The sequence below is a fragment of the Amycolatopsis melonis genome, from assembly GCF_040064235.1.
GTDB lineage: Bacteria > Actinomycetota > Actinomycetes > Mycobacteriales > Pseudonocardiaceae > Amycolatopsis > Amycolatopsis melonis.
The window spans coordinates 230,781-253,914 of record NZ_JBDZYD010000008.1; the positions used below are offsets into that span (position 1 = coordinate 230,781).

Here is a 23,134-nt window from a genome sequence, read left to right on the forward strand (position 1 = left end):
TGCCATTCATGATCTTGGCCGTGCAGAGAGGTGGCGTCCGATGGCCAACCGTGACTTCTGATCCGTCCCGACCCCTGGACGCCGGTTCCCCGCTCATGACCGCAGCGGTTCCGGCCCCGCCCCGCCGACCCGGCGCCACGCGAGCGCGACCGGGACGGCCAGCAGCAGTCCCACCGCCCCGGCGAGCGCGATCGTCGCGTTCGCCGAACCGAGCGCCTGCGCGGCCAGTCCGCCGAGGCCGACGCCCACACCCTGGGCGACCCGCAGCCCGGTCCGGTACAGGCCGCCGGCGCTGCCCCGGATGTCGTTGGGCACCCACGTGATGAACGTGGCCGACACCGTGATGACGTACGCACCCGTCGCGCCGGCCAGCGCGAGCAGGATCAGCGCGGCCGCGAGGTTCGGTCGCAGCGCGAACGCCGCGAGCGCGGCCAGCGGCAGCGCGGCCAGCACGCCAAGCAGCCGGCGCCGGTGCTCGGTCGAGACGAACCGCGACAGCAGGAACGTCCCGAGCACGAACCCCAGCGGGTCCGCCGCCAGCAGCCAGCCGACCGCCTGGTCGCCCGCGCCCAGCTGGGCGGCGAGCGGCGCCGCGAGGCCCTCCGGGATCACCGCCAGGCCGACGAGCCAGGACAGGTAGAGCAGCACCCGCAGCCGTTCGTCGCCGAAAACCTGCCGGACGGCGCCGAACCACGGGGCACCGCCGTTGCCGGCCGCGGGCCGCCGCAGCACCATCAGCCGCACGGCGACGGTGGACACCAGGAACGTCAACGCGTCGATCGCCAGCGCCCACGACGTGCCGATGGACGTCACCAGCAGGCCGCCCGCGGCCAGGCCTGCCAGCATCGCGGTGTTGTTGGTGATCCCGCGCAGGTCCTGGCTCTGCAGGTAGACGTCGTCGTCGGCGAAGATCTCGCGGCCGAGCGCGTTCTGGGCCGCGTTGCCCGGCGCGTTCGCCAGCCGCGCGCAGACGAACAGGGCGAACAGCCAGCCCATCGGCATCGACGGCAGCGCCATCAGCCCGATCAGCACGGCCTGGGCGAAGGACCCGGTGACCAGCACCGCGCGCCGCGGGAACCGGTCGGCCAGCTGGGCCAGCCCGAGGCCGCCCGCCAGCGCGGGCAGGAACGTCAGGGAGTAGACGACGGCCGACAGCAGCGGCGAGCCGGTCCGGTCGAAGATCAGGATGGCCAGCGCGACGATGGTCAGCTGGTCGCCGAGCATCGACTGCGTCTCGGCGAACCACAGCGCGCGGAATTCGCGGTTGGCCAGGACGGCCCGGAGCCGCGGTGTCGCGCGCGTCGTCACCTCGTAACCACCGTCCCCCGATCGAGTGAATATGGACCGTCGCATTGTGCCTCGCCAGTGACGACCCCGTCCGCGGGAGTCACGGACTGCCTCCGCGAAACACTGACAGTATGCCGTCGGCTACGCGCCGATGTCCCCGGTAGCGACCCGCAGTCACCCCCTCGTGACCGGTTCACGGGTAAGCCCGGCTGATCGAGCCCGGCTCGCTCGGCGCAGGACGGCGGCCGCTCGTCGTCGCGCCGATGCCGCGCCGCCGCCGTTGGGCAAAGACTGGACACAGAGCCGCCGGGGTGGACGGACGCGCCCGCCGGCGTGGCAGATCGGGGAGCAACGATGGACGGGTTGATGCAGGGCAAGGCGGTTGTGGTGACCGGCGCCGGCCGGGGGCTGGGCGAGGCGTTCGCGGTGCACGTCGCGCGCGCGGGCGGCGCGGTGGTCGTCAACGACATCGACGTCGAGCTGGCCGAGCGGACGGCGGAGAACATCCGCGTGCACGGCGGCCGGGCCGTCGCCAGCGGGCACAGCGTGGCCGACGCGGGCGAGGCGCAGGAGATCGTCGACCTGTGCGTCAAGGAGTTCGGCGGCATCGACGGGCTGGTCAACAACGCCGGCCTGAACTACGAGGCGCTGCCCTGGGAGGACGACGCCGAGCAGGCACGCGAGCTCGTGCAGGTCAACGTCATGGGCGTGGTGAACACCGGGCTCGCCGCGATCAAGGCCATGGTCGGCGCGGGCACCGGCGGCTCGATCGTCAACATCTCCTCGGGCGCTTCGCTCGGGCAGCGCAAGCTCGGCGTGTACGCGGCGAGCAAGGGCGCGGTCGCGTCGCTGACCTACTCCTGGGCGCTCGACCTCGAAGACGCCGGCATCCGCGTCAACGCCGTCTGCCCGCTCGCGCACACGCGGATGGTGTGGAAGTCCGAGCGCTCGCTGCGGGCCTGCCCGCCGGACCGGACGCCGTCCCGGATCGCGCCGGTCGTGCTGTTCCTCCTCGGCGACGGCTCGCACGGCATCACCGGCCAGATGATCCGCTGCAACGGCCCGCAGCTGCACGTCATGGGCCAGCCGTTCCTCAAGCAGCCGATCCTCGAACGCCCGGTGTGGGACACCGAGACCGTGCAGAAGGCGTTCGACGAGGTCTTCTCCGCGCATCTGGAGAACTACGGCCTGGAGAAGCGCGTCCCGCCGCGGCTGCGCAAGTGGACGGAGACGACCTCCCCGCGGACCGCCTGAGGCGGCACTTTCACGTGAAAGTGGCGGTTGGGGTCAGGCGCCCGCGGCCGGTTCGGGGTCGCGGACCGCTGCGTACAGCGCTTCGATGTCGGCCGAATACCGGTCGTTGATGACCCGGCGCTTGAGCTTGAGCGTCGGGGTCAGCTCGCCCGACTCGGGCGTCCACGCCTTCGGCAGCACGTGGTAGCGCTTGATCTGCTCGATCCGCGCCAGCCTGCTGTTGGCCGACTCGACCGCGCGCTCCAGCTCCGCGCGGACCGCCGGGTGCGTGGCCAGCTCGTCCGGGGCCGCCTCGATGCCGTTCGCCGCGGCCCAGCCGGGGGCGATCTCGTCGTCGAGGACCAGCAGCGCCGTCACGTACGGGCGGTCGTCGCCGATCGCGACCGCCTGGCCGATCAGCGGGTGCTCCTTGAGCAGGCCCTCGATGCGGGTCGGCGCGATGTTCTTGCCGCTGGAAGTGATGATCAGTTCCTTCTTGCGGTCGGTGATCGTCACGAAGCCGTCTTCGTCGATCGTGCCGATGTCGCCGGTGGCGTACCAGCCGTCGGCGTCGGTCGCGTCCTGGATCGTCCCGTCCTCCTGCAGGTAGCCGAGGAACACGATCGGGCCGCGCACCAGCAGCTCGCCGTCCTCGGCGACCTTCACCTCAACGCCCTCCAGCGGCTTGCCGACCGAGCCCGCGCGGAACGCCTCGTGGGAGTTGGACGTCGCCGCGCCGGTCGTCTCGGACAGGCCCCACACCTCGCAGATCTCGACGCCGAGCCCGGCCAGGAAGTAGATGATCTCCACCGGCAGCGCGGCCGCGCCGCTGGAGGCGACCAGCAGCTGGTCGAGGCCGAGCAACGCCCGGATCGGCGCCAGCACGGTCTCGTCGGTCTGCCGGATCTTCTCGGCGAGGTCCGCGGGCACCGGCTTTCCCGCGCTGCGGAGCTTGTACCCCTGCTGGAGCAGCTCGTTGGCCTGCAGCAACGCCGTGCGCTTGTCCTCGGGCACGCTGCCGAGCATGTTCTTCAGGCCCGCGACCATCTTCTCCCACACCCGCGGCACGCCGAAGAAGCTCTGCGGGTGCACCTGGCCGAGCGCGCCGGCGACCGCGGTCGGGTCGGCGAGGGTGTGGACGTGGCCCGCCCACACGATGGGCAGGTAGATCGACAGCTCCCGCTCGGCGATGTGCGCGAGCGGCAGGTACGCGATGTTGGTCGCGTGCATCGGCGGGTGGTGCAGCTCGGTCACCGCGTACGCCTGGTGGATCGCGTTGCGGTGCGACAGCACGACGCCCTTCGGATCGCCGGTGGTGCCGGAGGTGTAGATCATCGACAGCGGGTCGTCGGGCCGGATCTCCGGCCACGAGCGCTCGAACGCATCGGGGTCGGCGGCAAGCGCTTCCCGCCCGCGCTCCCGTACCGCGGCGAGGGAGACGAACCGGTCGTCACCGGCGGGGACGGCGGTCTCGTCCATGACGACGACGTGCCGCAGTGCCGGGAGGTCGTCGAGCACCGGCCGCCAGCGCGCCAGCTCGTTCTCGCCGCCGAGGACCACGACCGGGGCCGCGCTGTGCCGGGCGACGAACCGGATCTGGTCCGGGCTGAGCGTGGCATAGGCGGTGCAGGGGATCGCGGCCAGGTGCGTCGCGGCGAGGTCGGCGACGAGGTGGTCCGGGCAGCCGGGCGCCATGATCAGCATCCGGTCGCGCCGGCCGAGCCCGAGCCCGGCCAGGCCGCGGGACACCTCGGCGATCGCGGTCCGGAACTGCCGCCAGGTCAGCGTCGGCCGTCCTTCGAGGTCGAGCGAGGTGACCGCGGGCAGGTCGGGGTACTCGGTGGCGTTGCGGTGCAGCAGCCGCGGGATCGTCTGGCCTTCGGTCTGCTCGGCGACGGTGGTCAACGCTGGCCTCCTCGGTCCTGGCGGATGGCCACACTGTAAGGGCATCCCGGCCAGGTGGATAGAGAATCGCGGCCACGTCCGGCCGACTGTCCACAGTGCACACGGGCGCCCGCGCGCGAACCGCGCTTCAATGGAGGGGACGACGCACTCAGGGGGGACGGCGATGACCCGGTCGGCTCGCGAACTGCTCGACAAGATCCAGGCCGAGCTGGCGCCGCGCGACGGCGACAACCGGCTCGTGCCGCTGATCACCGCGGGCCGCGCGCCGCGGGCGGTGTTCGCCGCGCTCGCCGCGGAGGAGAAGCTGATCACCCTCAGCGACTGGCGCAGCTTCCACGCGCTGGCCGCCCGTGCCGACGAACCGAACGCGCGCGCCTTCTTCGGTGGTCTCGCGCCGGGAGAGCAGCAGGCGAACCGGATGCTCGACGCCTTGCTCGCCGCGACTGGTCCGGACCACGGGAAGGACCTGCCGCGCGCGGGCTGCCAGGCGTATCCCGCCTACGTCGCGTGGCTGGCACTGAACGGTGAGCAGGCGGCGACGGCGGCGGGGATCTTCGCCAACTTCGCCGCCTTCGGGCGGTACTGCCGGGACGTCGCCGCGGGCATGCGCGAGCACTACGGCTTCACCGGCAGGGAGTGCGCGTTCTTCGACTTCTTCGCCGCGGACGTCCCGGAAATCGAAGAACAAGCACTCGCGGCGATCCAGGCCGGGCTCGACGCGCACCGGCTCGACGAACGCGAGGCACACCGCTGCGCGCGGCTGTTCCAGAGCTACGAGCTGCTGTTCTGGAACACCCTCGCCGACGAGTTCCCGGGCTGACCGCCGCGGAACCGGTACCGGACGCGACACCGCGGCCACGTATGCGGAATGGCGGGAATTCCGGTGTGTTCTCCGGGGAATCCGTGGCTGTGACAGGGAATCGCGGGAATTTCCGCTTTCCGGATGGCGGTTGTCCCGAACGAAGGGGGCGTACGCGGCGGACAGCCGCAACCGGCGTGATGTTTCTCACCGAACGAATCGGCGCCGCCGTACGTAGCGGGTCCCACGTGGACGGCGCGTGGTCCGCTGCTGGACCCAGCGTGCATCACGTGCGGTGGAACGGAAGTGGCGCTGGGACGAACGTCACGACTTTCGGTGGTGGACTTTCCAAGCGCAGGCAGCAAGTGTGGACGGATCACCGTGCCAAGATCACGTTCTCGCCACGGACTTGACGCGCCCTGAGCGGCTGCATACCGTCGTCGCGGGCGAAGCAGACCACGGTGATGTCGATCCGGCTGGTCGGAATCCGGGTGTAGACCACCTCGGGCGACCCGAAACCATGTACTGCCGGAAGGAAAACGGACCCAGGTGAAGCAGATTTCTCTTCGACGCAACCGGGGATCCTCGATTCGCAAGCGCGTGCTCACGATCGCGCTCATCCCCAGTGTGGCCCTGCTGCTGGTCGGGGTGGCGCTCGCGGGCTACCTCATCTACGACGCGGTCACGGCGCGGGACTACACCAACCGCATCCGCAATTCGGAAGCACCGGCGATCCCGTTCTTCGTCGCGTTGCAGCAGGAGCGGCAGGCGACGCTGAGCCTGCTCGCCGGCCAGGGCAACCAGCGCGCCGTCCTCGCGGCCGTCCGTCCGAAGACGGACGCGACCGCCGCGAAGGAGATCGAGAACCTCAAGGACAACTTCGCCGACTACGACGACACCCCGGCGAGTGTCCAGAAGAACATCGCCACGTTCTTCGCGCTGTTCCAGCAGCTGCCGCAGACCCGCCAGGCGGTCGACAGCGGCCAGATGCAGATCGGCCAGGCGTTCACCTACTACAACAAGCTGTTCGACCAGTTCACCGACGGCGTGGCCGGGCTGGCGCAGAACGCGCGCGGCGCGCAGAACGCGTTCGACCGCCTCACCGCGATCCCGCTGTTCACCGCGGCCGACGCGATGCAGCGCAGTGACGCGCTCGCCGCCGCGGGCCTGGCCGCCGGTGGCCTGACGAACGACGACTTCCGCGCCTACGTCGGCCAGGTCGGTGCCTACCACGCGCAGCTCGACGCGTCGGCGCCGAAGATGATCCCCGAGGTCAAGGCGAAGTACGACCAGCTGCTGGCGAGCCAGCCGTGGCAGACGGTGACCCAGGTCGAGACCGCGTTCCTGCGCGGCGACTTGTCGAAGCTGCCGGTGCCCGCCGACCAGTGGCGCACCGCCGCCCGCCAGGTCGGCGACGCGCTGATGAACATCTTCGTCACGCAGAGCTCGGCCGCGAGCCAGGCCGCGATCGACGACGCCGACTCGACGTTCACCGAGTCGCTGATCGCCGGCGTGGTCGCGGTGCTGTTCGCCGTCTTCGTGGTGTTCGTCGCCGTCCGGCTGTCGAACCGGCTCATCGGCCGCCTGCACCGGCTGCGCGAGGACACCCTCGACGCGGCCGAGGTCCGGCTGCCCGAGCTGGTCGCCCGCGTCCAGGCCGGCGAGCCCGTCGACCTCGAAGAGGGCGGTCACTTCCTCGACCACGGCACCGACGAGATCGGCCAGGTCGCCGACGCGTTCAACAAGGCGCAGCAGACCGCCATCGCGGCCGCCATCGAGGAGGCGAAGACCAAGGAGGGCACCAAGACGGTGTTCCTCAACATCGCCCACCGCAGCCAGGTCATCGTGCACCGCCAGCTCAAGGTGCTCGACCAGGCCGAGCGCAAGCAGGAGGACCCGGACCAGCTGGACACGCTGTTCCAGCTCGACCACCTCTCCACCCGCGCCCGCCGCAACGCCGAGAACCTGATCATCCTCGGCGGCGGCCAGCCGGGTCGTCAGTGGCGCAACCCGGTCGGGCTGACCGAGCTGGTCCGCGGCGCGTCCGCCGAGACCGAGGACTTCGCCAGGGTGAAGACCGCGGTGTTGCCGCAGATCGCCGTCCGCGGCCCGGTCGTCGGCGACCTCGTGCACCTGCTCGCCGAGCTGATCGACAACGCGACGGCGTTCTCGCCGCCGCAGTCGCGGGTGGAGATCCGCGGCAACGTGGTCGGCAAGGGTGTCGTGATCGAGGTCGAGGACCAGGGCCTCGGGCTCGAGCCGGACCAGGCCGAAGAGATCAACCGGATGCTGGCCGACCCGCCGGACTTCGGGATCATGGCGCTGTCGGACGAGCCGCGCCTGGGCCTGTTCGTGGTCGCGCGGCTGGCCGCCCGCCACGGCATCCAGGTGCACCTGCGGGAGTCGGCCTACGGCGGCACCCGCGCCATCGTGCTGGTGCGCACCGACCTGCTGGCGCCGCTGGCGGAGTCCGAGCCGGAGCAGCCGATCACCCCGCCGAAGCCGGAGCTGGTCCCGAACCCGGTCGAGCCGGAGCCGGTGAACGACGAGGTCGCGCCGCTCAAGCGGCAGCCGCGCCGTCCCGCCCGGCACCGCACCGAACCGCCGGCCCCGGCCATGACACCGGCTGCGCCCGGACCCGCGTCGCAGCCGACGGTGGCCCAGCCTGCCGTGGCCCCGCCGGTGACCGTGCCGCCGGACCGGACGCCGTCCACCCCGCCGTCGTCGGCGCCGACGCCGGTCCCGGTCGGGGCCGTCTCGGAGCCGGTGAGCCAGCCGACGCAGGCCCAGCCCGCCGCCCCGGTCCGCCCGCCGGCGCCGCCCGCACGGACCGCGCGCCCGGCGCGGCCTGCCGCGCAGCAGCCGGCCTGGCCGCCGCAGGAACCGCGGCCCGCCGCGGGCGAGGGACGGCCGCAGCAGCCGCGCCGCCCGGAGGCACCCGGCCGCCCGCCGCTGCCGCAACGGCGACGCCAGCAGAACCTCGTTCCGCAGCTGCGGGAAGATAAGCCCGCACAGGAACGGGAAGAGGTGCGGCTGGACTCCCCGGAGGCCGCCCGCAGCAGGCTGGCCGCCTTCCAGCAGGGCACCCGCCGGGCCCGTGACGAAGAGTTTTCCGAGAACGACGACAGGTACGGAGAGCGCGAGTAATGGTCAACTCAGGCGCCCACGAGCTCGACTGGCTGCTGGACGATCTCGTCAAGCGGGTCGCCGGGGCGGACCGGGCGGTGGTCCTGTCCTCGGACGGCCTGCTGATCGGGCGGTCCGGGAACCTTTCCGAGGAGGACGCGGAGCACCTGTCCGCGGTCGCCTCGGCGTTCCAGAGCCTGGCCCGCGGTACCGGACGCCACTTCGGCGGCGGCAACGTCCGCCAGACGATGGTGGAGATGGACCACGCTTTCCTGTTCGTGACCGCGGCCGGGCGGGGCGCCTGCCTCGCCCTGCTGGCCCGCGAGGACGCGGACATGGGGCTGGTCGCGTACGAGATGAACCTGATGGTCAAGCGCGTCGGACAGGTCCTCACGTCGGCCCCGCGGACCGGCGCCGGCGTCCAGCCCACGCCATGAGCCCCCGGCACGAAGCCTGGTTCGACGACGAGGCCGGCCCGCTGGTCCGGTCCTATGCGGTCACGGGCGGCCGCACCCGGTCGGACACCCTCGGGCTCGACCTCATCACGCTCGTCGTCGCGCTGCGCACCGCCCACGAAGCGGGCATGCTCGAACCGGAGTACGCGCGCATCATCGCCTTGTGCCAGCGGCCCGTCTCGGTGGCCGAGGTGGCCGCCAGGGTGGATCTCCCGCTGCCCGTGGTCAAGGTGATGCTGAGCGACCTCATCGAGCAGAACCTGGTGCTGTTCCGTACCGCGGCACCGGTCCAGGAAACCCCCAACCGACACGTATTGCAGGCGGTTCTTGATGGCATCCGGAAACTCTGACCCCCGGCGGAACCTGACCGCGACCGCGGTCAAGGTACTCATCGCCGGCGGGTTCGGGGTCGGCAAGACCACGATGGTCGGTTCGGTGAGCGAAGTGCCGCCACTGCGGACCGAGGAGGTCATCACCACCGCCTCCGAGGGGGTCGACGACCTGTCGGGGATCGAGCAGAAGACGACCACGACGGTCGCGCTCGACTTCGGCCGCATCACGATCAACCCGGACCTGATCCTCTACCTGTTCGGTACGCCGGGGCAGGACCGGTTCTGGTTCATGTGGGACGAGCTGGCCGAGGGCGCGCTCGGCGCCGTCGTGCTGGCCGACACCCGCCGGCTCGACAGCTGCTTCGCCGCGGTGGACTTCTTCGAGCGCCGCAACCTGCCGTTCGTCGTCGGCGTGAACTGCTTCGACGGCGCGTACCGCTACGGCACCGAAGAGGTCCGGCAGGCGCTGGACATCGGCATGGACGTCCCGCTGCTGCTGTGCGACGCACGTGAGCGCGAGTCGACCAAGCAGGTGCTGACCAGCCTGATGGAACACGTGATGGCGCGGTCCGACCTGGCCGCCGCCCAGGGCGGCTACTGAGCCGGACCGCGCTCGCGCTCAGCGGCGGCGCCGCTTGATCAGCGTGTCGAGGGCGAAGCGGCCGGGGCCGATCGCGGCGAACAGCAGGAAGATCCACGAGTAGACCGCGGCGGGCTCGCCCATGTTCTGCAGCGGCAGCAGGCCCATCGGGGCGTGCACGGTGAAGTAGGCGTAGGCCATCACGCCGGACAGCACGAGCGCGGCAGGCCTGCTGGCGAGCCCGAGCAGCAGCAGGACCGCGCCGGTGAGCTCGAGGACGCTGCCCCACCAGCCGGGCCATGAGCCGAACGGGACGCCGCCGCCCTGGCCGTCGATGCCGCCGAAGAAGCCGAAGCCCTGCAGGCCGTGGAAGCCGAACAGGAACGAGATCACGATCCGGCTCGCGCCGGTGACCAGCCCGGCGACCTGGGCCTTGGCCGGAGCGGTGGTCGGGGTTTCGCGGGCGATGGTGGTGGTCATGGCGGGGGTTCCTTCCCTGGGTTCCTGGCCTTCTGCCTACGCGTCGAGCGGGACGGCGCCGGATCGACACCCGCGCGGAAAAATCTTGGGAGACTGTCTCCATGGCGAAACACAGTGCCGGGCTCCTGCTCTACCGCGGCCGCGGCGACGACACCGAGGTGCTGCTCGGGCACATGGGCGGGCCGTTCTGGGCGAAGAAGGACGCGGGCGCGTGGTCGCTGCCGAAGGGCGAGCTGGACCCGGACGAGTCACCGGAGAAGGCGGCCCGGCGCGAGTTCGAGGAGGAGCTGGGCCTGCCCGCGCCCGGCGGCGAGTACGTCGAGCTGGGTGTGGTGAAGCAGGCGGGCGGCAAGGTCGTCACGGCGTGGGCGGTCGAGGCGGAGCTGGACCCGGCGGCGGTGGTGCCCGGGACGTTCACGATGGAGTGGCCGCCGCGGTCGGGCCGTCAGCAGGAGTTCCCCGAGGTCGACCGGGTCGAGTGGTTCCCGCTGGCGGTCGCCCGGGAGAAGCTGGTGAAGGGCCAGCTGCCGTTCCTGGACCGGCTGCTGCCGCTGGTCACCGGCTGAGCAGGGCGTCCAGCGGCTTGGCGGTGAACGACGGCAGCACGACGTCGGCCTGCCCGAAGTCGAGGCTCGCGGTGATCGCGTTCGGCACGGCGACGCAGGTGAGCCCGGCGGCCTTGGCGGCGGTGACGCCGTGCGGGGTGTCCTCGAAGGCGATGGCCTCTTCCGCGGTTGCTCCGAGAGCGTCGAGCGCGGCGAGGTAGAGGTCGGGGTCGGGCTTGGCCCGGTGCCGGTCGCCGGTGAGGACGGCGTCGAAGTAGCGGGCGAGGCCGAGGCCGTCGAGGTGCGAGTTCACCCAGCCCCCGGACGAGCTGGACGCGACGGCGAGCTTCAGGCCGTGGTCCTTCGCGGTCTCGAGGTAGTCCAGGACGCCTTCGCGCGGGCCGAGGCTTTCGAGAAGGGCGTGGACGCGGGCTTTCGTGACCGGTTGCAGTGCCTTGGGGTCGATGCCGGGAACGTGCTCGGCGAGCAGGGCGAACATCGCGGGGGTGGTGTGCTGGGTGCCGATGACGGCGTACCAGGCCTCCAGCGGCAGCTCGGTGCCGTGCGCCCGGAAGGTCTCCTGCCACGACTGCAGCACGGCGGACTCGGTGTCGGCGAGCGTGCCGTCGAAGTCGAAGACCAGGGCGCGGGTGGGCACGCCTGCACCCTGCCCGGCCGGTGATCGTTCAGGCAAGGCAGTTGTGACGAAACGCCTGCAGGGCGGCTTCGCCGCGCAGCGCGAAGACGACCTCCTCGATCGGCCCGGGTTCGGCTTCGGCGACCGTGGTGAGCGCGATCTTCGCGGCCGAGTCCAGCGGCCAGCGGTAGATGCCGGTGGAGATCGCGGGGAAGGCGACGGTCCGGGCCCCGAGTTCCCGTGCGACGGCCAGGGCGTTGCGGTGGCAATCGGCCAGGAGCTCCGAACGGTCTTCGCTCGCCGACCACACGGGACCGACGGTGTGCACCACCCACTTCGCGGGCAGCCGCCCGGCGGTCGTCGCGACGGCCTGCCCGGTCTTCAGGCCCTTGCCGTAGTGACCGGCCCGCAGCTTCCGGCACTCGGCGAGGATCTCGGGACCACCCTTGCGGTGGATGGCCCCGTCGACCCCGCCCCCGCCGAGCAGGGAGGAGTTGGCGGCGTTGACGACGACGTCGACTTCGAGCGTGGTGATGTCGGCGTCGACGAGCCGGACGGGAATGCTCATGCCGCCATTCTCCGCCTGCCCGGTACCTGCGGGCCGGTCGCCGGGCACCCCCCGCCGGTGCCCGGCGACCGGACGGTGGTCAGCAGGCGTTGAGCCGCCAGGAGTCGGCCTTGTCGTTGGCGCCCGGGACGTCGGCCAGGTTCGGGAAGTCGTGGTACGGGCCGACCTTGAGGATCAGCTTGTCGCCGAGGATGCCGCGGTGGTTGTACAGGCAGATGGTGCGGTTGCCGTTGTTGATCACCGACGACAGCTGGCTGCGCTTGTCCCCGCTGGACGACGGCGGGTTGTTGAAGCTGCCCGACGGGGTGGTGTTGTAGTTGAGGTGCCAGCCCCGGTAGTTGGCGTGCTCGTAGAAGCAGTAGTAGTTCGCCGGGCAGGGCGCGGTCGCGGCGGACGCCGGGGTCGCGGCGAGCACGGTGGCGGTCGCGGCACCGGCGACGGCGGCCGCCAGCGCGGCCGCGGAACGGATCTTCGGCATGGCTTTCTTCTCCCCTTGAGTGATCGTTCGGCGGTCCCCCTCGGTGCGGGTGACCGGCTGGGTCCAGACCGTGCCGGACGCCGTCCTCGTCTCGTCATCGCGCCGTCCTCGCCCAGGTCAGCCTGGGTATGCTCGGGCACCAGGGAGGAGTGTGGATGGATTTCTGCGTGCTGGGGCCGCTGGAGGTCTGGACGGCACGGGGGCGGCTGCCGCTGCCCGGAACCCGCCACCAGCGCGTGCTCGCGACGCTGCTGCTGACCCCGAACGCCGTCGTCCCGATGGCGCGGCTCGTCGAGTCGACCTGGGACGGCGAGCCGCCCGCCACGGCCACCAAGCAGGTGCAGAACTGCGTGTCGGCGCTGCGGGAGCGGCTGGGCGACGCCGGGCCGCGGCTCATCGTCACCGACGGTCCCGGCTACCGGATCACGGTCACCGAAGAGCAGCTCGACCTGCTGCGCTTCACCAAGGGGGTCGCCGAAGCGCGGCGGCTGGCCGAGCGAGGCGCGCTGCGTGACGCCGTGCGCGAGATGCGGGCGGCGCTGAAGCTGTGGCGCGGCCCGGTGCTCGACGGGCTCGACGTTCACGCGCTGGCCGGGCGCACCGCGCGGCTGGCCGAGCAGCGGCTGGACGCGTTCGAGGCGTGCGCCGACTGGCAGCTCGCGCTCGGGCAGCACCGCGAGGTCGTCGACGAGCTGGCCGAGGTCGTCACCGAGCATCCGCTGCGGGAGCGCGCCCACGCGCAGCTGATGCTCGCGCTCGACCGGGCCGGGCGGCAGGCCGACGCACTGCAGGTGTTCGTCCGCCTGCGGGAGAACCTCGCCGAAGAGCTGGGCATCGACCCCGGCCCGGAGGTCCGTGAGCTGCACGAACGCATCCTCCGCGGCGACGACCGGACGGCCGGGGCGCCGCCGCCGGTTCCCGCCGACGAGCTGGACCGCGCGGCCAAGGAACTCGCGGCGGCGATCACGCGGCAGTGGACGGCCGAAGCCGAGCTGCGCGGGCTGAACCGGCCCGAGCCGGTGCCGCTGAAGTGGTCGAGCACCGAACGCGACGTGACCACCGCGGCGTCGCTGGTGCTGAGCGGCGATCTCACCGACGTGGTCGCGAAGTTCCGCGAGGTGCCGACCCGGCAGCTGGTGGTGCTCGGCGAGCCGGGGGCAGGCAAGTCGGTACTGGCCATCCTGCTCACCCTCGGCCTGCTCGCGGACCCGCGGCCGGGCGAGCCGGTCCCGGTGCTGCTGCCGCTCGCCTCGTGGAACCCGCGCCGGGAACACCTGCACGCCTGGCTCGCCCGCAAGCTGGTCGAGGGCTATCCGGGGCTGGCGAACACCGCCGCGTACGGCGAGGACGCGGCGTTGCGCCTGGTGCTCGGCGGCCGGGTCGTCCCGGTGCTCGACGGGCTCGACGAAACACCGCCCGGCCTGCACACGGCCGCGATCGACGCACTCGACCAGGCAGCGGGCGCCGGCCACCCGCTCGTGGTGACCTGCCGCAGTGCCGAATACGAGGTCGCCGTGCGGCAGACGGGCTCGTTCCTGACGCGGGCCGCGGTGGTGGAGCTGGAACCGGTCGAGATCGAGGACGCGGTCGACTTCCTCACCGCGCGAAGCCGTCCGGGCGAGACGCGGTGGGAGCCCGTGGTCCGCCGGCTGCGGCGGGAGCCGTCGGGCGCGCTCGCCCAGGCGCTGCGCACGCCGCTGATGGTGGACCTGGCCAGGACCGCCTACGCGCACCCCGCGACCGATCCCGGCGAACTCTGCGACACCGCGCGGTTCCCCGACCGCGCGGCCGTCGAACGGCAGCTGCTCGACGCGTACCTGCCCGCGGTCTACGCCCGCCGTCCCGTGCCGCCCGCGCAGGCAGGCCGCTCGCGCGACTACGGCCCGGAGCAGGCCGAGCGCTGGCTGAGCTTCCTCGCGCGCCAGCTCGACCGCGACCGCACCCGCGACCTCACCTGGTGGCGGCTGGACCGCGCGGTACCCCGGTTCGTCGTCGGCCTCTACCTCGGGCTGCCGCCCGCGGTGCTGTTCGCCCTCACCGGCTGGCTGGCCGCGGGCCCGGCGATCGGGGCGGTCTACGGCGTCTCCTTCGCGGTCGCCGGATGCGTGACGCACAGCGTCGGACGGCGGCCCGGGCCGCTGCAGGTGGAGGCGCGGTTCAGCGGGACGGCGGGCCGGTTCGCGCGCCGGTTCGGCGTGGGGGCGGTGATCGGCGTCTGCCTCGGGCTCGGCTGGTCGTTGCCGGTGTGGGTGATCAGCCTGCTGGCGGTGGTCTTCGGCCTGGCCATCGGCGTGCACGTCTGGCTGGACACGCCGCTGGACGCGAACCGGGTGGCCAGCCCGGGCACCGTGCTGCGCCACGACCGCGCCGCCACGCTGTCGTTCGCGTTGTCGTTCATGGTCTCGCTGGGCCTGTTCTACGGGCTGGCCTTCGCGCTCACCCCGGACGACCCGACGGCCGAGGTGCTGAGCGGCTACTTCGACGTCGTGCTGGGCCTGGCGGGCGGGGTGGCCGCCGGGCTGCTGGGCCGGTTCCTCGTCCCGAACCCGGGCGGTCTCGCCTACGGGATCGCCGGCGCGGTGATCGGCGGCCAGGTGTTCCTGCCCGCGAGCAGCGCGGAGCAGGCCTGGGCGACGGGCGGGCTGTTCGGCCTGGCGGTCGGGCTCAGCGTGGGACTGGCCCGCGCGTGGGGCGCGTTCGGCGTCACCCGGCTCTGGCTGGCCGCCCGCGGCCGGACCCCGCTGCGGCTGCTGGCCTTCCTCGACGACGCGCACCGGCGCGGCGTCCTGCGGCAGGTCGGCGCGGTGTACCAGTTCCGGCACGCCCGGCTGCAGGAGCGCCTCGCCGACCCCGGTTAGCCGAGGAAGAACTCCGCCAGCACCGGCGCCAGCGCGGGCGCCTTCACGATGTGCGTCTGGTCCGGCAGCGTCCGGTACTCCGCCGAGGGCAGCACCTGTGCCAGCGACGACACGCCGTGGCGCATCCACTCCGGGCTCCGGCCGCCGTCGACGACCAGCGTGGGGACCTTCACCTCGGGCCAGGCCGCCGTCAGGGGACGTCCCGCCTGGTGGTCGGCCACCAGCGCCGTGTCGTACGGGAGGGTGTGGGCCACCTTCTTGAGCCGGGACCAGAACGGCATGATCCGCATCATGGCCACGGTCACGCGGCCGAGGCCGACGCCTTCGGTCATGAACATCTTGACGGCCTTGCCGCGCTTGCCCTCCTTCAGCGCCGCGTCGAGCCGGGCCGGGTAGTCGGCCGGGACGCGGGGACGCGTGCCGTCGACCACGAACGGCGGTTCGTACACCGCCAGCTTCGGCACGGGCAGGCCGTGGTTCACCGCTTCGAGTGCCAGCGCGGCGCCGGAGGAGATGCCGAACAGGAACGCCTCGCCGCCGGCCTCCTTGACGAGCGCGGCGAGGTCCTCGACCTCGCGTCCGGGCGTGGACGGCTTCGTGTCGGTGCTCTCGCCCCGCCCGCGGCGGTCGTAGGTGTACACGGTGAACCGCCCGGCCAGCTCCTTTGCCAGCGCGTCGTTCGGGGACGAGCCGCGGTAGCACATCGCGCCGTCGACCAGGACGAGCGCGGGCCCGGACCCGGTGGCGGTGTAGGCGATCTTCGTGCCGTCGGCGGAAACCGTCGTGCTCATCGGGACTCTCCTCGCGGCATCAGGTGGACGGAGGTGACGGCGAGCCAGGCGAAGGTGATCCCCACGGCCGCCCAGAAGCCGAGGGTCACGACCGGGCTCGTCGAACCGGACGCTACGCCCGCGAAGCCTACGAGGAACAGCAGCCCGCTGATCCGCGAGTACCACGCCCGGGTGGGGCTCAGCTGCGAGCCGATCGCGAAGCAGGCCGCGACCAGCGCGGCGAAGCCGAGGCCACCGCAGGCGAAGTGCAGCATGCCGTGCCAGCTCACGGACGACGGCGGCCCGGCGGGCGTGCCGAGCGGGAAGCCGTCCTGCGGGTCCGCGCGGAAGACGCCGGCGGCCATCAGGCTGACGCCGTAGACGGCCAGCAGCCGCGGTCCCCATCTCCCGGGCAGGACCCGCCGCGTCCCGGCCGCGGCCGCGAGCGTGAGCAGGCCGGTGACCAGGAAGTTCGTGATCTGGATCCAGCCGAGGGTGCCGTTGGCCAGCACGCTCGCGGGATGCCGCGTGAAGTCGAAGCCGGGGCGGGTGAGGCCCTGGAGCAGCCCGGTGCCGACGAAGACGGGTCCGGCCAGGATGCCGCAGGTCAGCAGGGTGGTGGTGGTCGAGGTCCGGGTACGGCCCGGAAGCGCTATGGCGGTCATGTGGACACCGTGCCACCCGAACGCTCAAGTTGTCAAGACAAAAAAAGTTGTCGGAGTGGCCAGAGCGCCCCAAGGTGGCCTTCGGTGCGCTCAACGCACCGAAGGCCGCCTTGGGTGCGTTGAACGCACCCAAGGCCACATTGGGGCGTTCGGGGTCAGGCGGAGCGGAGGGTCAGGAGCGTGATCTCGCTGGGCGCGAAGATCCGGAACGGCGGGCCCCAGAATCCCGTGCCGCGGCTGTTGTACAGCTGGGTGTTCCCGTGGCGGGTCAGGCCGGACAGGGTCGGCTGGTCGAGCCGGACCAGCAGGTGGAACGGCCAGATCTGGCCGCCGTGCGTGTGCCCGGAGATCTGCAGGTCGACGTCCGCCTCGCGGGCCTGGCGGACCTGCTTCGGCTGGTGGGCGAGCAGGACCACCGGGACGTCGGACGGCCGGTCCGCCAGTGCCAGTGCCAGGTCGGGGCCGTGGCCGGGCAGGCCGGACGCGGTGCCCGTCGGGTCGTCGATGCCGGCGAACAGGATCCGGTCGCCGCCGCGTTCGAGGAGCGTCGAGCGGTTGTGCAGGGTGTCCCAGCCGAGGCCTTCCATGTGGTCGAGCCAGCCCTGCGCTTCGCCGAAGTACTCGTGGTTGCCCGTGATGTAGAACCGCCCGAGCCCGGCCTGGACGCCGCCGAGCGGGTCGACCTGCTTGCGGCGCTTGGCCACCGGGCCGTCGGCGAGGTCGCCCGCGTGGCAGACGACGTCCGCGTCCAGCGCGTTAACCGCCGCGACGACCTGCTCGGACCACTTCGTCCGGTCGATCGGCCCGAAGTGGGTGTCGGTCAGCACGGCGACCCGCAGGCCGTCGAGCCCCGGCCCGAGCCGCGGGAGGACGACGTCGACCGCCTTCACCGGCGGCACGCGCATGGCGACGCGGTTGCCGTGGACGAGCAGGCAGGCGGCGATCAGCACGGTCGCGCCCGCGACGATCCGCGACCGCATCGGGTCGTCGACACCGAGCAGCGCGGCCCGTAGCACCAGGCTCAGGACCGACCAGCTGAACAGCACCCAGATCACGGCGAGCAGGGAGTCGCCGAGGCGCGCGGCACCGTCGCGCTGGCGCCGCCCGTGGCCGAAGACCATGCCGGTGGGCATGGCGACCAGGCCGAGGACGAACAGCGCCGTCCCGGCGACCGTGCCCGCGACGCCCCACTCCGGCGCGAGGACGAGCGTCCACCACGGCACGCCGAACAGCAGCAGCATCGCCAGGATGGGCACGACGACGAATTGGCCTCTCATCGAACCAGGTTACCGTCCGGCGGACGCGTGCCCCGGCACCGTGGGTCCCGATTCCGCTACCCTGGGATCTCGGAAGGAAGGGGGACGGCCGCCGTGACCACGTTGCTGCAGACGGCGTTCCCCGTCGTCACCAGCCCCGCCGCGCTGCTCGCCTTCGGCTCACTGGCCGCCGCGAGCCTCCTGGTCGTGCTGCTCGTCGGCAGCACGCAGCGCAGCGAGCTCGCCCTGTGGTCGGCGCCGGTCCGCAGCCGCGCCACCGCGCTGCGCCGCCGCGCGCGCCGCGCCGAGTCGATCCGCCTCCGCGATCCCGGGGCGCCCGGGCGCAGCAGGCCACGAGCACCCGGTTCCCGCAGCACGGCTGCGTAGGAACCCTTCCGGCGCAGCCATTCCGCTCACCACACCCCTTCTCACTCGTGCGGAGTGCTGCCCATGTCCGGCTTTCTCGACGTGCCCGTTGCCGTCGCGTATCACCTGATCCACTGGCTGCTCGCGGCCACCGCGTTCACCGGCCCGCTGTCGGCGGCGCTGGCGATCGTCCTGTTCACCTGCTCGGTGCGGCTGCTGCTGCACCCCCTCGCCCGGTCGGCGGCCCGCGGCGAGCGTGCCCGGGCCGCCCTGCTGCCGGAAATCCGGGCGCTGCGGGAGAAGCACGGCGGCGACCGTGACCGGCTGGCCGCGGAGCTGACGAAGCTGCAGCAGGAGTCCGGGACCTCGCTGTTCTCCGGCTGCCTGCCGCTGCTGCTGCAGCTGCCGTTCTTCACCGTCATGTACCGGCTCTTCACGACCGCGACGATCGGCGGCGAACCCAACTCGCTGCTCGGCGCGACCCTGCTCGGGACGCCGCTGGGCGCGCACGGCCTGGCCGGCAGCCCGCTGGTGTTCGTCGTGGCGGCCGGGCTCGCCGTGGTCGCGTGGTGCTCGGTCCGGTGGCAGGACCCGGCAGGCGGGAAGTGGCTGCGGCTGCTGCCGTTCGGGACCGTGCTCGCGACGCTGGTCCTGCCGCAGGCGGCCGGGATCTACCTGCTCACCACGACGGCGTGGAGCACGGCCGAACGGGCGTTGTTACGACGCGGCTCGTGAGCGCCGCCAGCCGTCGACGGCTTCCTCGACGTCGACCAGCGCCACCGTGAGCGGTGGTCCGGAGTGGTGGTTGAGGTAGGCCTGGCGGATCCGCTCGTTGAGGTCCGCCACGGCCTCCCGCACCGCCGCTTCGGTCCGCTCGGCGGCGAGCTTCCCCGGCAGGTCCTGGACCTCCCGCTTGAGCGCGAGGGCGGGCGGCAGCAGGGCCCTGGTGTCGTGCCCGCCCTTCCTGACCTCGCGCAGCACCCAGTCGGTGACGGCGTCGTGGCCGGTGGGCTTCGGCAACGGCCTGCCGGTGCCGGGCAGGTCGTCGAAGTCGCCGCGCTCGCGGGCTTCGTCGATCTGCCGGTCCACCCACCAGCGGAAGGAGACCTTGGGTGGTTTGCGTCGCGTCATCCGTCACACCCCCTGTGTCCGTGTTCCAGGGTAATCTCCGAGCGAGGAGCGAGGGGTGCGCATGACCGTCGAACGCAGTGGCGCCGAGGACGTCGACCGGACGCTCGCGCTGCTCTGGCGTGCCCGCGGCGGCACCGGGGAACCGGCACGGGGCCGCCGTCCGACGCTGACGATCGAGCGGATCGTCGCGGCGGCGATCGGCATCGCCGACGCCGACGGGCTGGCGGCCGCGTCGATGCACCGCGTCGCGAAGGAACTCGGCGCGGGCACGATGACGCTCTACACGTACGTGCCCGGCAAGGCCGAGCTGGTCGACCTGATGGTCGACGACGTGCTCGTCGGGCGGCGGCTGCCGCGGCCGGGCGAGCCGCGCCCGGAGGACTGGCGCGCGCAGGTGGCGCTCTACGCGGAGCGAACCAGGGAGGCGTACCGGAAACATCCTTGGCTGTGCGAGGTTTCCCGCGTCCGGCCCCCGCTCGGCCCTGGCCGCCTCGCCGGCCAGGAGTACCTGCTGTCCATTATGGACGAACTGGGGCTGCCGCCGAAGCAGGCGGTCGCGGCGGCCAACGGGATCGGCACGTACGTCGACGCGAACGCGGCACTCGAGGCGGAGGACACCCGCCTGGAGCGCAGCACCGGGCAGTCGACCGAGGCGTGGTGGCACCAGCGTTCTTCGTTCTGGGAGAACTACTTCGTCGTCGACGAGCACCCGGCGATGAACCGGATCTGGCTCGGCGGCGGGTTCGAGCAGAACGCCAAGGCCCAGGGGGACGCCGCGTACGAGTTCGGCCTGAACCGCATGCTCGACGGCATCGAGGCTCTACTGGGTTAACGGCGGCTGCGCCACCGCAGGCGGCGCCGCTCCTGCCGTGGTACCGAGGGCGCCGGGTCGCCGCGCAGGACGTCGCGGCACACCGGGTCGAACCGGCCGGGTGCCTCGATCATCGGCGCCGCGAGCACCACGTGCCCGCACACCGCGCGGAACCGTCCCTCGTGCCGCCCCGCCGCGAACTCGTCCTCGGTGACGGCGTGGGTGTAGCCGTCGGTGTCGCAGCGGATGTGCACCAGGAACGGCTCCACCGGGCTCACCCGGCCGAACCGGACGAACCCGCCGAGGTGGACGAGGTCGTCGCGGCCGGGGTGTTGCCCGCGTCGGCCGGGGCGCTGCTCGACGTCGTGGCCGGGGGCGTGCTGGTCTCCGGCGACGTGGTGGGCGTGGTCGGGGTGGTCGTCGGCGTGGTCGGCTTCGTGGTGGGGGTCGTCGGCTTGGTCGTGGGCGTGGTCGGCTTCGTCGTCGGGGTGGTGGAGCCCGGCGTCGAGGTGACCGGCAGCGAGCCCGGCGGCTGGGCGACCGGCGGCACCGGCGGGGCGGGCGGCGCGGGGACGCCGACCGGGGCACCCGCGGCGGCCGCGTCCGGGGCGCTGGGCGTGCCGATCGGCACGTCGCTGTCGGGCAGCTGGGCCACCCCGCCGCGATAGGCCGCGGCCCACGCCATCACGGTGTCCACATAGGACTGCGAGTTGTTGTAGCGGCGCACGGCGATGCGCTGCCCGGCGTCCGTCGAGAGGTCCAGACCGCCCGAGCACAGGTAGCGCGCGGTGGCCAGCGCCTCGTCGTAGATGTTGTTGGGATTGGACACGCCGTCGCCGTTGCCGTCGGAGGCGTAGGCCCGCCACGTCGACGGGATGAACTGCGTCGGGCCGACGGCGCGGTCCCACACCGGGTCGCCGTCGTACTTGCCGCCGTCGGTGTCCGGGATGGCGGCGAACGCGCCGGCGCCGTTGAGCTGCGGCCCGAGGATCGGCTCCAGGGTGTCGCCGTTGGCGTTGACGTACCCGCCGCGCGCGTGGTTCGACTCGATCCGGCCGATGCTGGCGATCAGTGCCCAGTCGAGGTGGCAGTTCGGCTGTTCCTTGGCGAGGATGGCGGCGGCGTTCTTGTACGCCTTGAGCATGCTGCCCGGGATGCCGAGCGGCCCGGAGATGCCCGCGGAGCCCGCCCGCCCGCCGGGCACGACGAGCGGCGTGGGCAGCGGCGGCTGGGGCAGGCTGCCGTCGACGGCGATCGGCGGCATGACGATGCTCGGCTGCTGCAGCGGAGCGGCCTGGTCCGGCAGGGTGCCCCCGTGGTCGTCGGCGGCGGTCGAGACCACCACCGGGGCGGGCAGCCCGGTCGTCAGCGTGGGCAGCACGGCGAGCGCCCCACCCGCGAGCGCGGCCGCGGCCCGCCGGACCGTGCGCGTGCTCCTGCGACGTGGCCGGTGCTTCGGCATGGTCGTCCCCGCTTCCCTCGATCTCGCTGATCGCCTCACCCGATCGGCCCTGCCCCACCGGTACTGCCCGGTAGGAGCAAGCTAGCCGATGTAACCAAACTTTGGCGAATGGCACAGCGAAATCGCGCCGTGGCGCCGAGAGTTCCTCCTGATGGCACAAATCCATCGTCGCGAAACTGTCACATTCACGAGGACTTGACGGCGTGTGGGGGACAGTGCCCGGCGTCGCCTGGGGTCAACTCTGCGTGTACGAGCCTTTACACAACCCGGGACCATTCCTATCATCGTCCGTCCGGACGCACTGCCGCCGTCCGGTCGGCCCAGGTGGAGGGTTTGATGGCTCGAAGGGGTCCACGCCGGGAGCAGGTCACCGTCGCCGAGCTGCTGGTCCGGTCCGCCCACGCCACGACGGCGTTCCCGCGGGCCCGGCACCGGGAGAAACCGCAGGCCCTGCGGTCCCTGACCCGGCTGCGGGTGTTGTCGGTGGTGGCCGGGGCGCTGGCGCTGACCGGCGGGGTGAGCGCGGCGGTGTCGATGCCGGGTGAGCGTTCCCCCGCTCCGGCCTGGCCGCCGGTGGGGCTGGAGCCGCTGCCGGCGGCGCTGCCACCGCGCGTGGTCACCCCGCCCGTTCCGAATTCCGTGGCGCCGCCTCCGAAACCGGCGGTGATCGTCCCGGCTGCGCCTGTCCCGAAGCCGGATTCCGCGGTATCGCCGCGTCGTCGCGGGAAAGCGGTGCAGGCGAAACTGCCGGGGAAACCGAAGGTCAAAGCGCCTGCCGTCGTGCGGCACGTCGTCCCGCAGTTCCCGGTGTGGTGGTGGCAGGGCGGTCCGAAGCTCCAGGACTGGCAGGCGGCCTGGGCGGGCCGCCCCCTCGGCCACGACGGCTGCGGCCGTCACCGGCGTTAGGGGCCGAGCGGAATCTGGTACTGCATGAACCCCTTGTCGAGGGCGACCTGGTCGTAGAGCCGCCGCGCGGTGGTGTTCGACGTCTGGGTGTGCCAGTAGACGCGCACGCAGCCGCGGGCACGGGCCCAGTCGGCGACGGCCTCGATGAGGGCCCGTCCGACGCCCCGGCCGCGGGCCTTGTCGTCGGTGAAGAGGTCCTGCAGGTAGCAGACGTCGGCCGAGGTGGTGCTGGCGTGGGTGAGGAAGTGGACGATGCCGACGAGTTCGCCGTCCAGCCGCGCGCCGAGCGCGTGCATGCGCTCGCCGCTCGCGAACTCCTTCCACGCCCGGTCCATGAGGTCGGGTGCGAGAGTCCGGCCGTAGAAGGTGTTGTAGCCGGCGAACAGGTTTTCCCAGGCCGGGCGGTCGGCTTCGGTGAGGCCCCCAATGCTGATCATGCCGCCGAGGCTAACGCACCGGACAGAACTGGCGGGTAAGGTGACGG

25 protein-coding genes are annotated in these 23,134 nt (G+C 72.4%); 12 read left to right on the forward strand and 13 right to left on the reverse strand.

The genetic code is table 11. The features are described from left to right. Positions 1 to 93 precede the first annotated feature (93 nt). Entirely contained in the window at positions 94 to 1,353 is a 1,260-nt protein-coding gene (locus tag ABJI51_RS22820; RefSeq protein ID WP_431605655.1) for an MFS transporter, read from the reverse strand. Between the two features lie 288 nt (positions 1,354 to 1,641). On the opposite strand from ABJI51_RS22820, the gene ABJI51_RS22825 reads away from it, so the two are divergent. Next, positions 1,642 to 2,541, forward strand: coding sequence for an SDR family NAD(P)-dependent oxidoreductase (locus tag ABJI51_RS22825; RefSeq protein ID WP_348953306.1), 900 nt, complete (start codon positions 1,642 to 1,644; stop codon positions 2,539 to 2,541). Between the two features lie 33 nt (positions 2,542 to 2,574). Here ABJI51_RS22825 and ABJI51_RS22830 read toward each other — a convergent pair whose 3' ends face one another. Next, complete coding sequence (locus ABJI51_RS22830) at positions 2,575 to 4,425, reverse strand: AMP-dependent synthetase/ligase (protein WP_431605656.1); 1,851 nt, start codon at positions 4,423 to 4,425, stop codon at positions 2,575 to 2,577. A gap of 163 nt (positions 4,426 to 4,588) precedes the next feature. Here ABJI51_RS22830 and ABJI51_RS22835 point away from each other — a divergent pair, with 163 nt between their 5' ends. The 5 genes from ABJI51_RS22835 (at position 4,589) to ABJI51_RS22855 (ending at position 9,738) form a co-directional block, all read left to right on the forward strand. Further along, complete coding sequence (locus tag ABJI51_RS22835; RefSeq protein WP_348953309.1) at positions 4,589 to 5,245, forward strand: transcriptional regulator; 657 nt, start codon at positions 4,589 to 4,591, stop codon at positions 5,243 to 5,245. A 579-nt stretch (positions 5,246 to 5,824) separates the two neighbouring features. Continuing rightward, positions 5,825 to 8,371, forward strand: a complete 2,547-nt coding sequence (locus ABJI51_RS22840; RefSeq protein WP_348953311.1) for a sensor histidine kinase — start codon at positions 5,825 to 5,827, stop codon at positions 8,369 to 8,371. Next, positions 8,371 to 8,787: a roadblock/LC7 domain-containing protein gene (locus ABJI51_RS22845; RefSeq protein ID WP_020640887.1), complete on the forward strand. Its 417-nt coding sequence runs from the start codon at positions 8,371 to 8,373 to the stop codon at positions 8,785 to 8,787. Before ABJI51_RS22840 ends, ABJI51_RS22845 begins: the two co-directional genes overlap by 1 nt. After that, complete coding sequence (locus ABJI51_RS22850; RefSeq protein ID WP_310967127.1) at positions 8,784 to 9,155, forward strand: DUF742 domain-containing protein; 372 nt, start codon at positions 8,784 to 8,786, stop codon at positions 9,153 to 9,155. Before ABJI51_RS22845 ends, ABJI51_RS22850 begins: the two co-directional genes overlap by 4 nt. Next, the gene (locus ABJI51_RS22855) at positions 9,136 to 9,738 is read left to right on the forward strand and encodes a GTP-binding protein (protein WP_348953312.1); all 603 of its coding nucleotides are present in this window, start codon (positions 9,136 to 9,138) and stop codon (positions 9,736 to 9,738) included. Before ABJI51_RS22850 ends, ABJI51_RS22855 begins: the two co-directional genes overlap by 20 nt. A gap of 18 nt (positions 9,739 to 9,756) precedes the next feature. Here the strand turns inward: ABJI51_RS22855 and ABJI51_RS22860 are convergent, their stop codons facing one another. Beyond that, positions 9,757 to 10,197: a DoxX family protein gene (locus tag ABJI51_RS22860; RefSeq protein ID WP_348953313.1), complete on the reverse strand. Its 441-nt coding sequence runs from the start codon at positions 10,195 to 10,197 to the stop codon at positions 9,757 to 9,759. Positions 10,198 to 10,298: 101 nt separating this feature from the next. Here ABJI51_RS22860 and ABJI51_RS22865 point away from each other — a divergent pair, with 101 nt between their 5' ends. After that, positions 10,299 to 10,763 carry an NUDIX hydrolase gene (locus tag ABJI51_RS22865; protein ID WP_348953314.1) on the forward strand — a complete coding sequence of 155 codons (465 nt, stop codon included), beginning with the start codon at positions 10,299 to 10,301 and terminating at the stop codon, positions 10,761 to 10,763. Here ABJI51_RS22865 and ABJI51_RS22870 read toward each other — a convergent pair. The 3 genes from ABJI51_RS22870 to ABJI51_RS22880 form a co-directional block, all read right to left on the reverse strand. Then, positions 10,753 to 11,400: an HAD family hydrolase gene (locus tag ABJI51_RS22870; RefSeq protein WP_348953315.1), complete on the reverse strand. Its 648-nt coding sequence runs from the start codon at positions 11,398 to 11,400 to the stop codon at positions 10,753 to 10,755. The two genes, ABJI51_RS22865 and ABJI51_RS22870, sit on opposite strands and share 11 nt — an antisense overlap. 28 nt (positions 11,401 to 11,428) lie before the next feature. Further along, positions 11,429 to 11,947, reverse strand: a complete 519-nt coding sequence (locus tag ABJI51_RS22875) for an O-acetyl-ADP-ribose deacetylase (protein WP_348953316.1) — start codon at positions 11,945 to 11,947, stop codon at positions 11,429 to 11,431. A 79-nt stretch (positions 11,948 to 12,026) separates the two neighbouring features. Then, on the reverse strand, positions 12,027 to 12,425 hold the full coding sequence (locus tag ABJI51_RS22880) for a peptidase inhibitor family I36 protein (protein ID WP_348953317.1): 399 nt from the start codon (positions 12,423 to 12,425) through the stop codon (positions 12,027 to 12,029). A 155-nt stretch (positions 12,426 to 12,580) separates the two neighbouring features. Here ABJI51_RS22880 and ABJI51_RS22885 point away from each other — a divergent pair, with 155 nt between their 5' ends. Beyond that, positions 12,581 to 15,283 carry a BTAD domain-containing putative transcriptional regulator gene (locus tag ABJI51_RS22885; RefSeq protein WP_348953318.1) on the forward strand — a complete coding sequence of 901 codons (2,703 nt, stop codon included), beginning with the start codon at positions 12,581 to 12,583 and terminating at the stop codon, positions 15,281 to 15,283. Here the strand turns inward: ABJI51_RS22885 and ABJI51_RS22890 are convergent. From ABJI51_RS22890 to ABJI51_RS22900, 3 genes are all read right to left on the reverse strand, one after another. Continuing rightward, entirely contained in the window at positions 15,280 to 16,074 is a 795-nt protein-coding gene (locus ABJI51_RS22890) for an alpha/beta fold hydrolase (protein ID WP_348953319.1), read from the reverse strand. The genes ABJI51_RS22885 and ABJI51_RS22890 overlap by 4 nt on opposite strands. After that, a complete protein-coding gene (locus ABJI51_RS22895; RefSeq protein WP_348953320.1) occupies positions 16,071 to 16,718 on the reverse strand; it encodes a DUF998 domain-containing protein in 648 nt (215 codons plus the stop codon). Before ABJI51_RS22895 ends, ABJI51_RS22890 begins: the two co-directional genes overlap by 4 nt. Positions 16,719 to 16,873: 155 nt before the next feature. Beyond that, complete coding sequence (locus ABJI51_RS22900) at positions 16,874 to 17,995, reverse strand: metallophosphoesterase (RefSeq protein ID WP_348953321.1); 1,122 nt, start codon at positions 17,993 to 17,995, stop codon at positions 16,874 to 16,876. 93 nt (positions 17,996 to 18,088) lie between these two features. Here ABJI51_RS22900 and ABJI51_RS22905 point away from each other — a divergent pair, with 93 nt between their 5' ends. Both ABJI51_RS22905 and yidC read left to right on the forward strand, forming a co-directional pair. Then, the gene (locus tag ABJI51_RS22905) at positions 18,089 to 18,361 is read left to right on the forward strand and encodes a DUF6412 domain-containing protein (RefSeq protein ID WP_348953322.1); all 273 of its coding nucleotides are present in this window, start codon (positions 18,089 to 18,091) and stop codon (positions 18,359 to 18,361) included. A 63-nt stretch (positions 18,362 to 18,424) separates the two neighbouring features. Continuing rightward, a complete protein-coding gene (gene yidC / locus ABJI51_RS22910) occupies positions 18,425 to 19,075 on the forward strand; it encodes a membrane protein insertase YidC (RefSeq protein ID WP_348953323.1) in 651 nt (216 codons plus the stop codon). Here yidC and ABJI51_RS22915 read toward each other — a convergent pair. Further along, positions 19,058 to 19,471: a DnaJ family domain-containing protein gene (locus tag ABJI51_RS22915; protein ID WP_348953325.1), complete on the reverse strand. Its 414-nt coding sequence runs from the start codon at positions 19,469 to 19,471 to the stop codon at positions 19,058 to 19,060. The two genes, yidC and ABJI51_RS22915, sit on opposite strands and share 18 nt — an antisense overlap. Positions 19,472 to 19,532: 61 nt before the next feature. Here ABJI51_RS22915 and ABJI51_RS22920 point away from each other — a divergent pair, with 61 nt between their 5' ends. Then, the gene (locus ABJI51_RS22920; RefSeq protein WP_348953327.1) at positions 19,533 to 20,303 is read left to right on the forward strand and encodes a TetR/AcrR family transcriptional regulator; all 771 of its coding nucleotides are present in this window, start codon (positions 19,533 to 19,535) and stop codon (positions 20,301 to 20,303) included. On the opposite strand, the gene ABJI51_RS22925 is transcribed toward ABJI51_RS22920, so the two are convergent. Next, positions 20,300 to 20,551, reverse strand: a complete 252-nt coding sequence (locus tag ABJI51_RS22925; RefSeq protein ID WP_348953328.1) for a hypothetical protein — start codon at positions 20,549 to 20,551, stop codon at positions 20,300 to 20,302. The genes ABJI51_RS22920 and ABJI51_RS22925 overlap by 4 nt on opposite strands. 5 nt (positions 20,552 to 20,556) lie before the next feature. Further along, positions 20,557 to 21,744 (reverse strand): lytic transglycosylase domain-containing protein, encoded by a 1,188-nt coding sequence (locus ABJI51_RS22930; RefSeq protein ID WP_348953329.1) that lies wholly within the window; start codon positions 21,742 to 21,744, stop codon positions 20,557 to 20,559. Positions 21,745 to 22,080: 336 nt separating this feature from the next. Between ABJI51_RS22930 and ABJI51_RS22935 the strand changes: the two genes are divergently transcribed. Further along, complete coding sequence (locus ABJI51_RS22935) at positions 22,081 to 22,650, forward strand: hypothetical protein (RefSeq protein WP_348953330.1); 570 nt, start codon at positions 22,081 to 22,083, stop codon at positions 22,648 to 22,650. On the opposite strand, the gene ABJI51_RS22940 is transcribed toward ABJI51_RS22935, so the two are convergent. Next, entirely contained in the window at positions 22,647 to 23,087 is a 441-nt protein-coding gene (locus ABJI51_RS22940; protein WP_348953331.1) for a GNAT family N-acetyltransferase, read from the reverse strand. The two genes, ABJI51_RS22935 and ABJI51_RS22940, sit on opposite strands and share 4 nt — an antisense overlap. Positions 23,088 to 23,134: the final 47 nt, after the last annotated feature.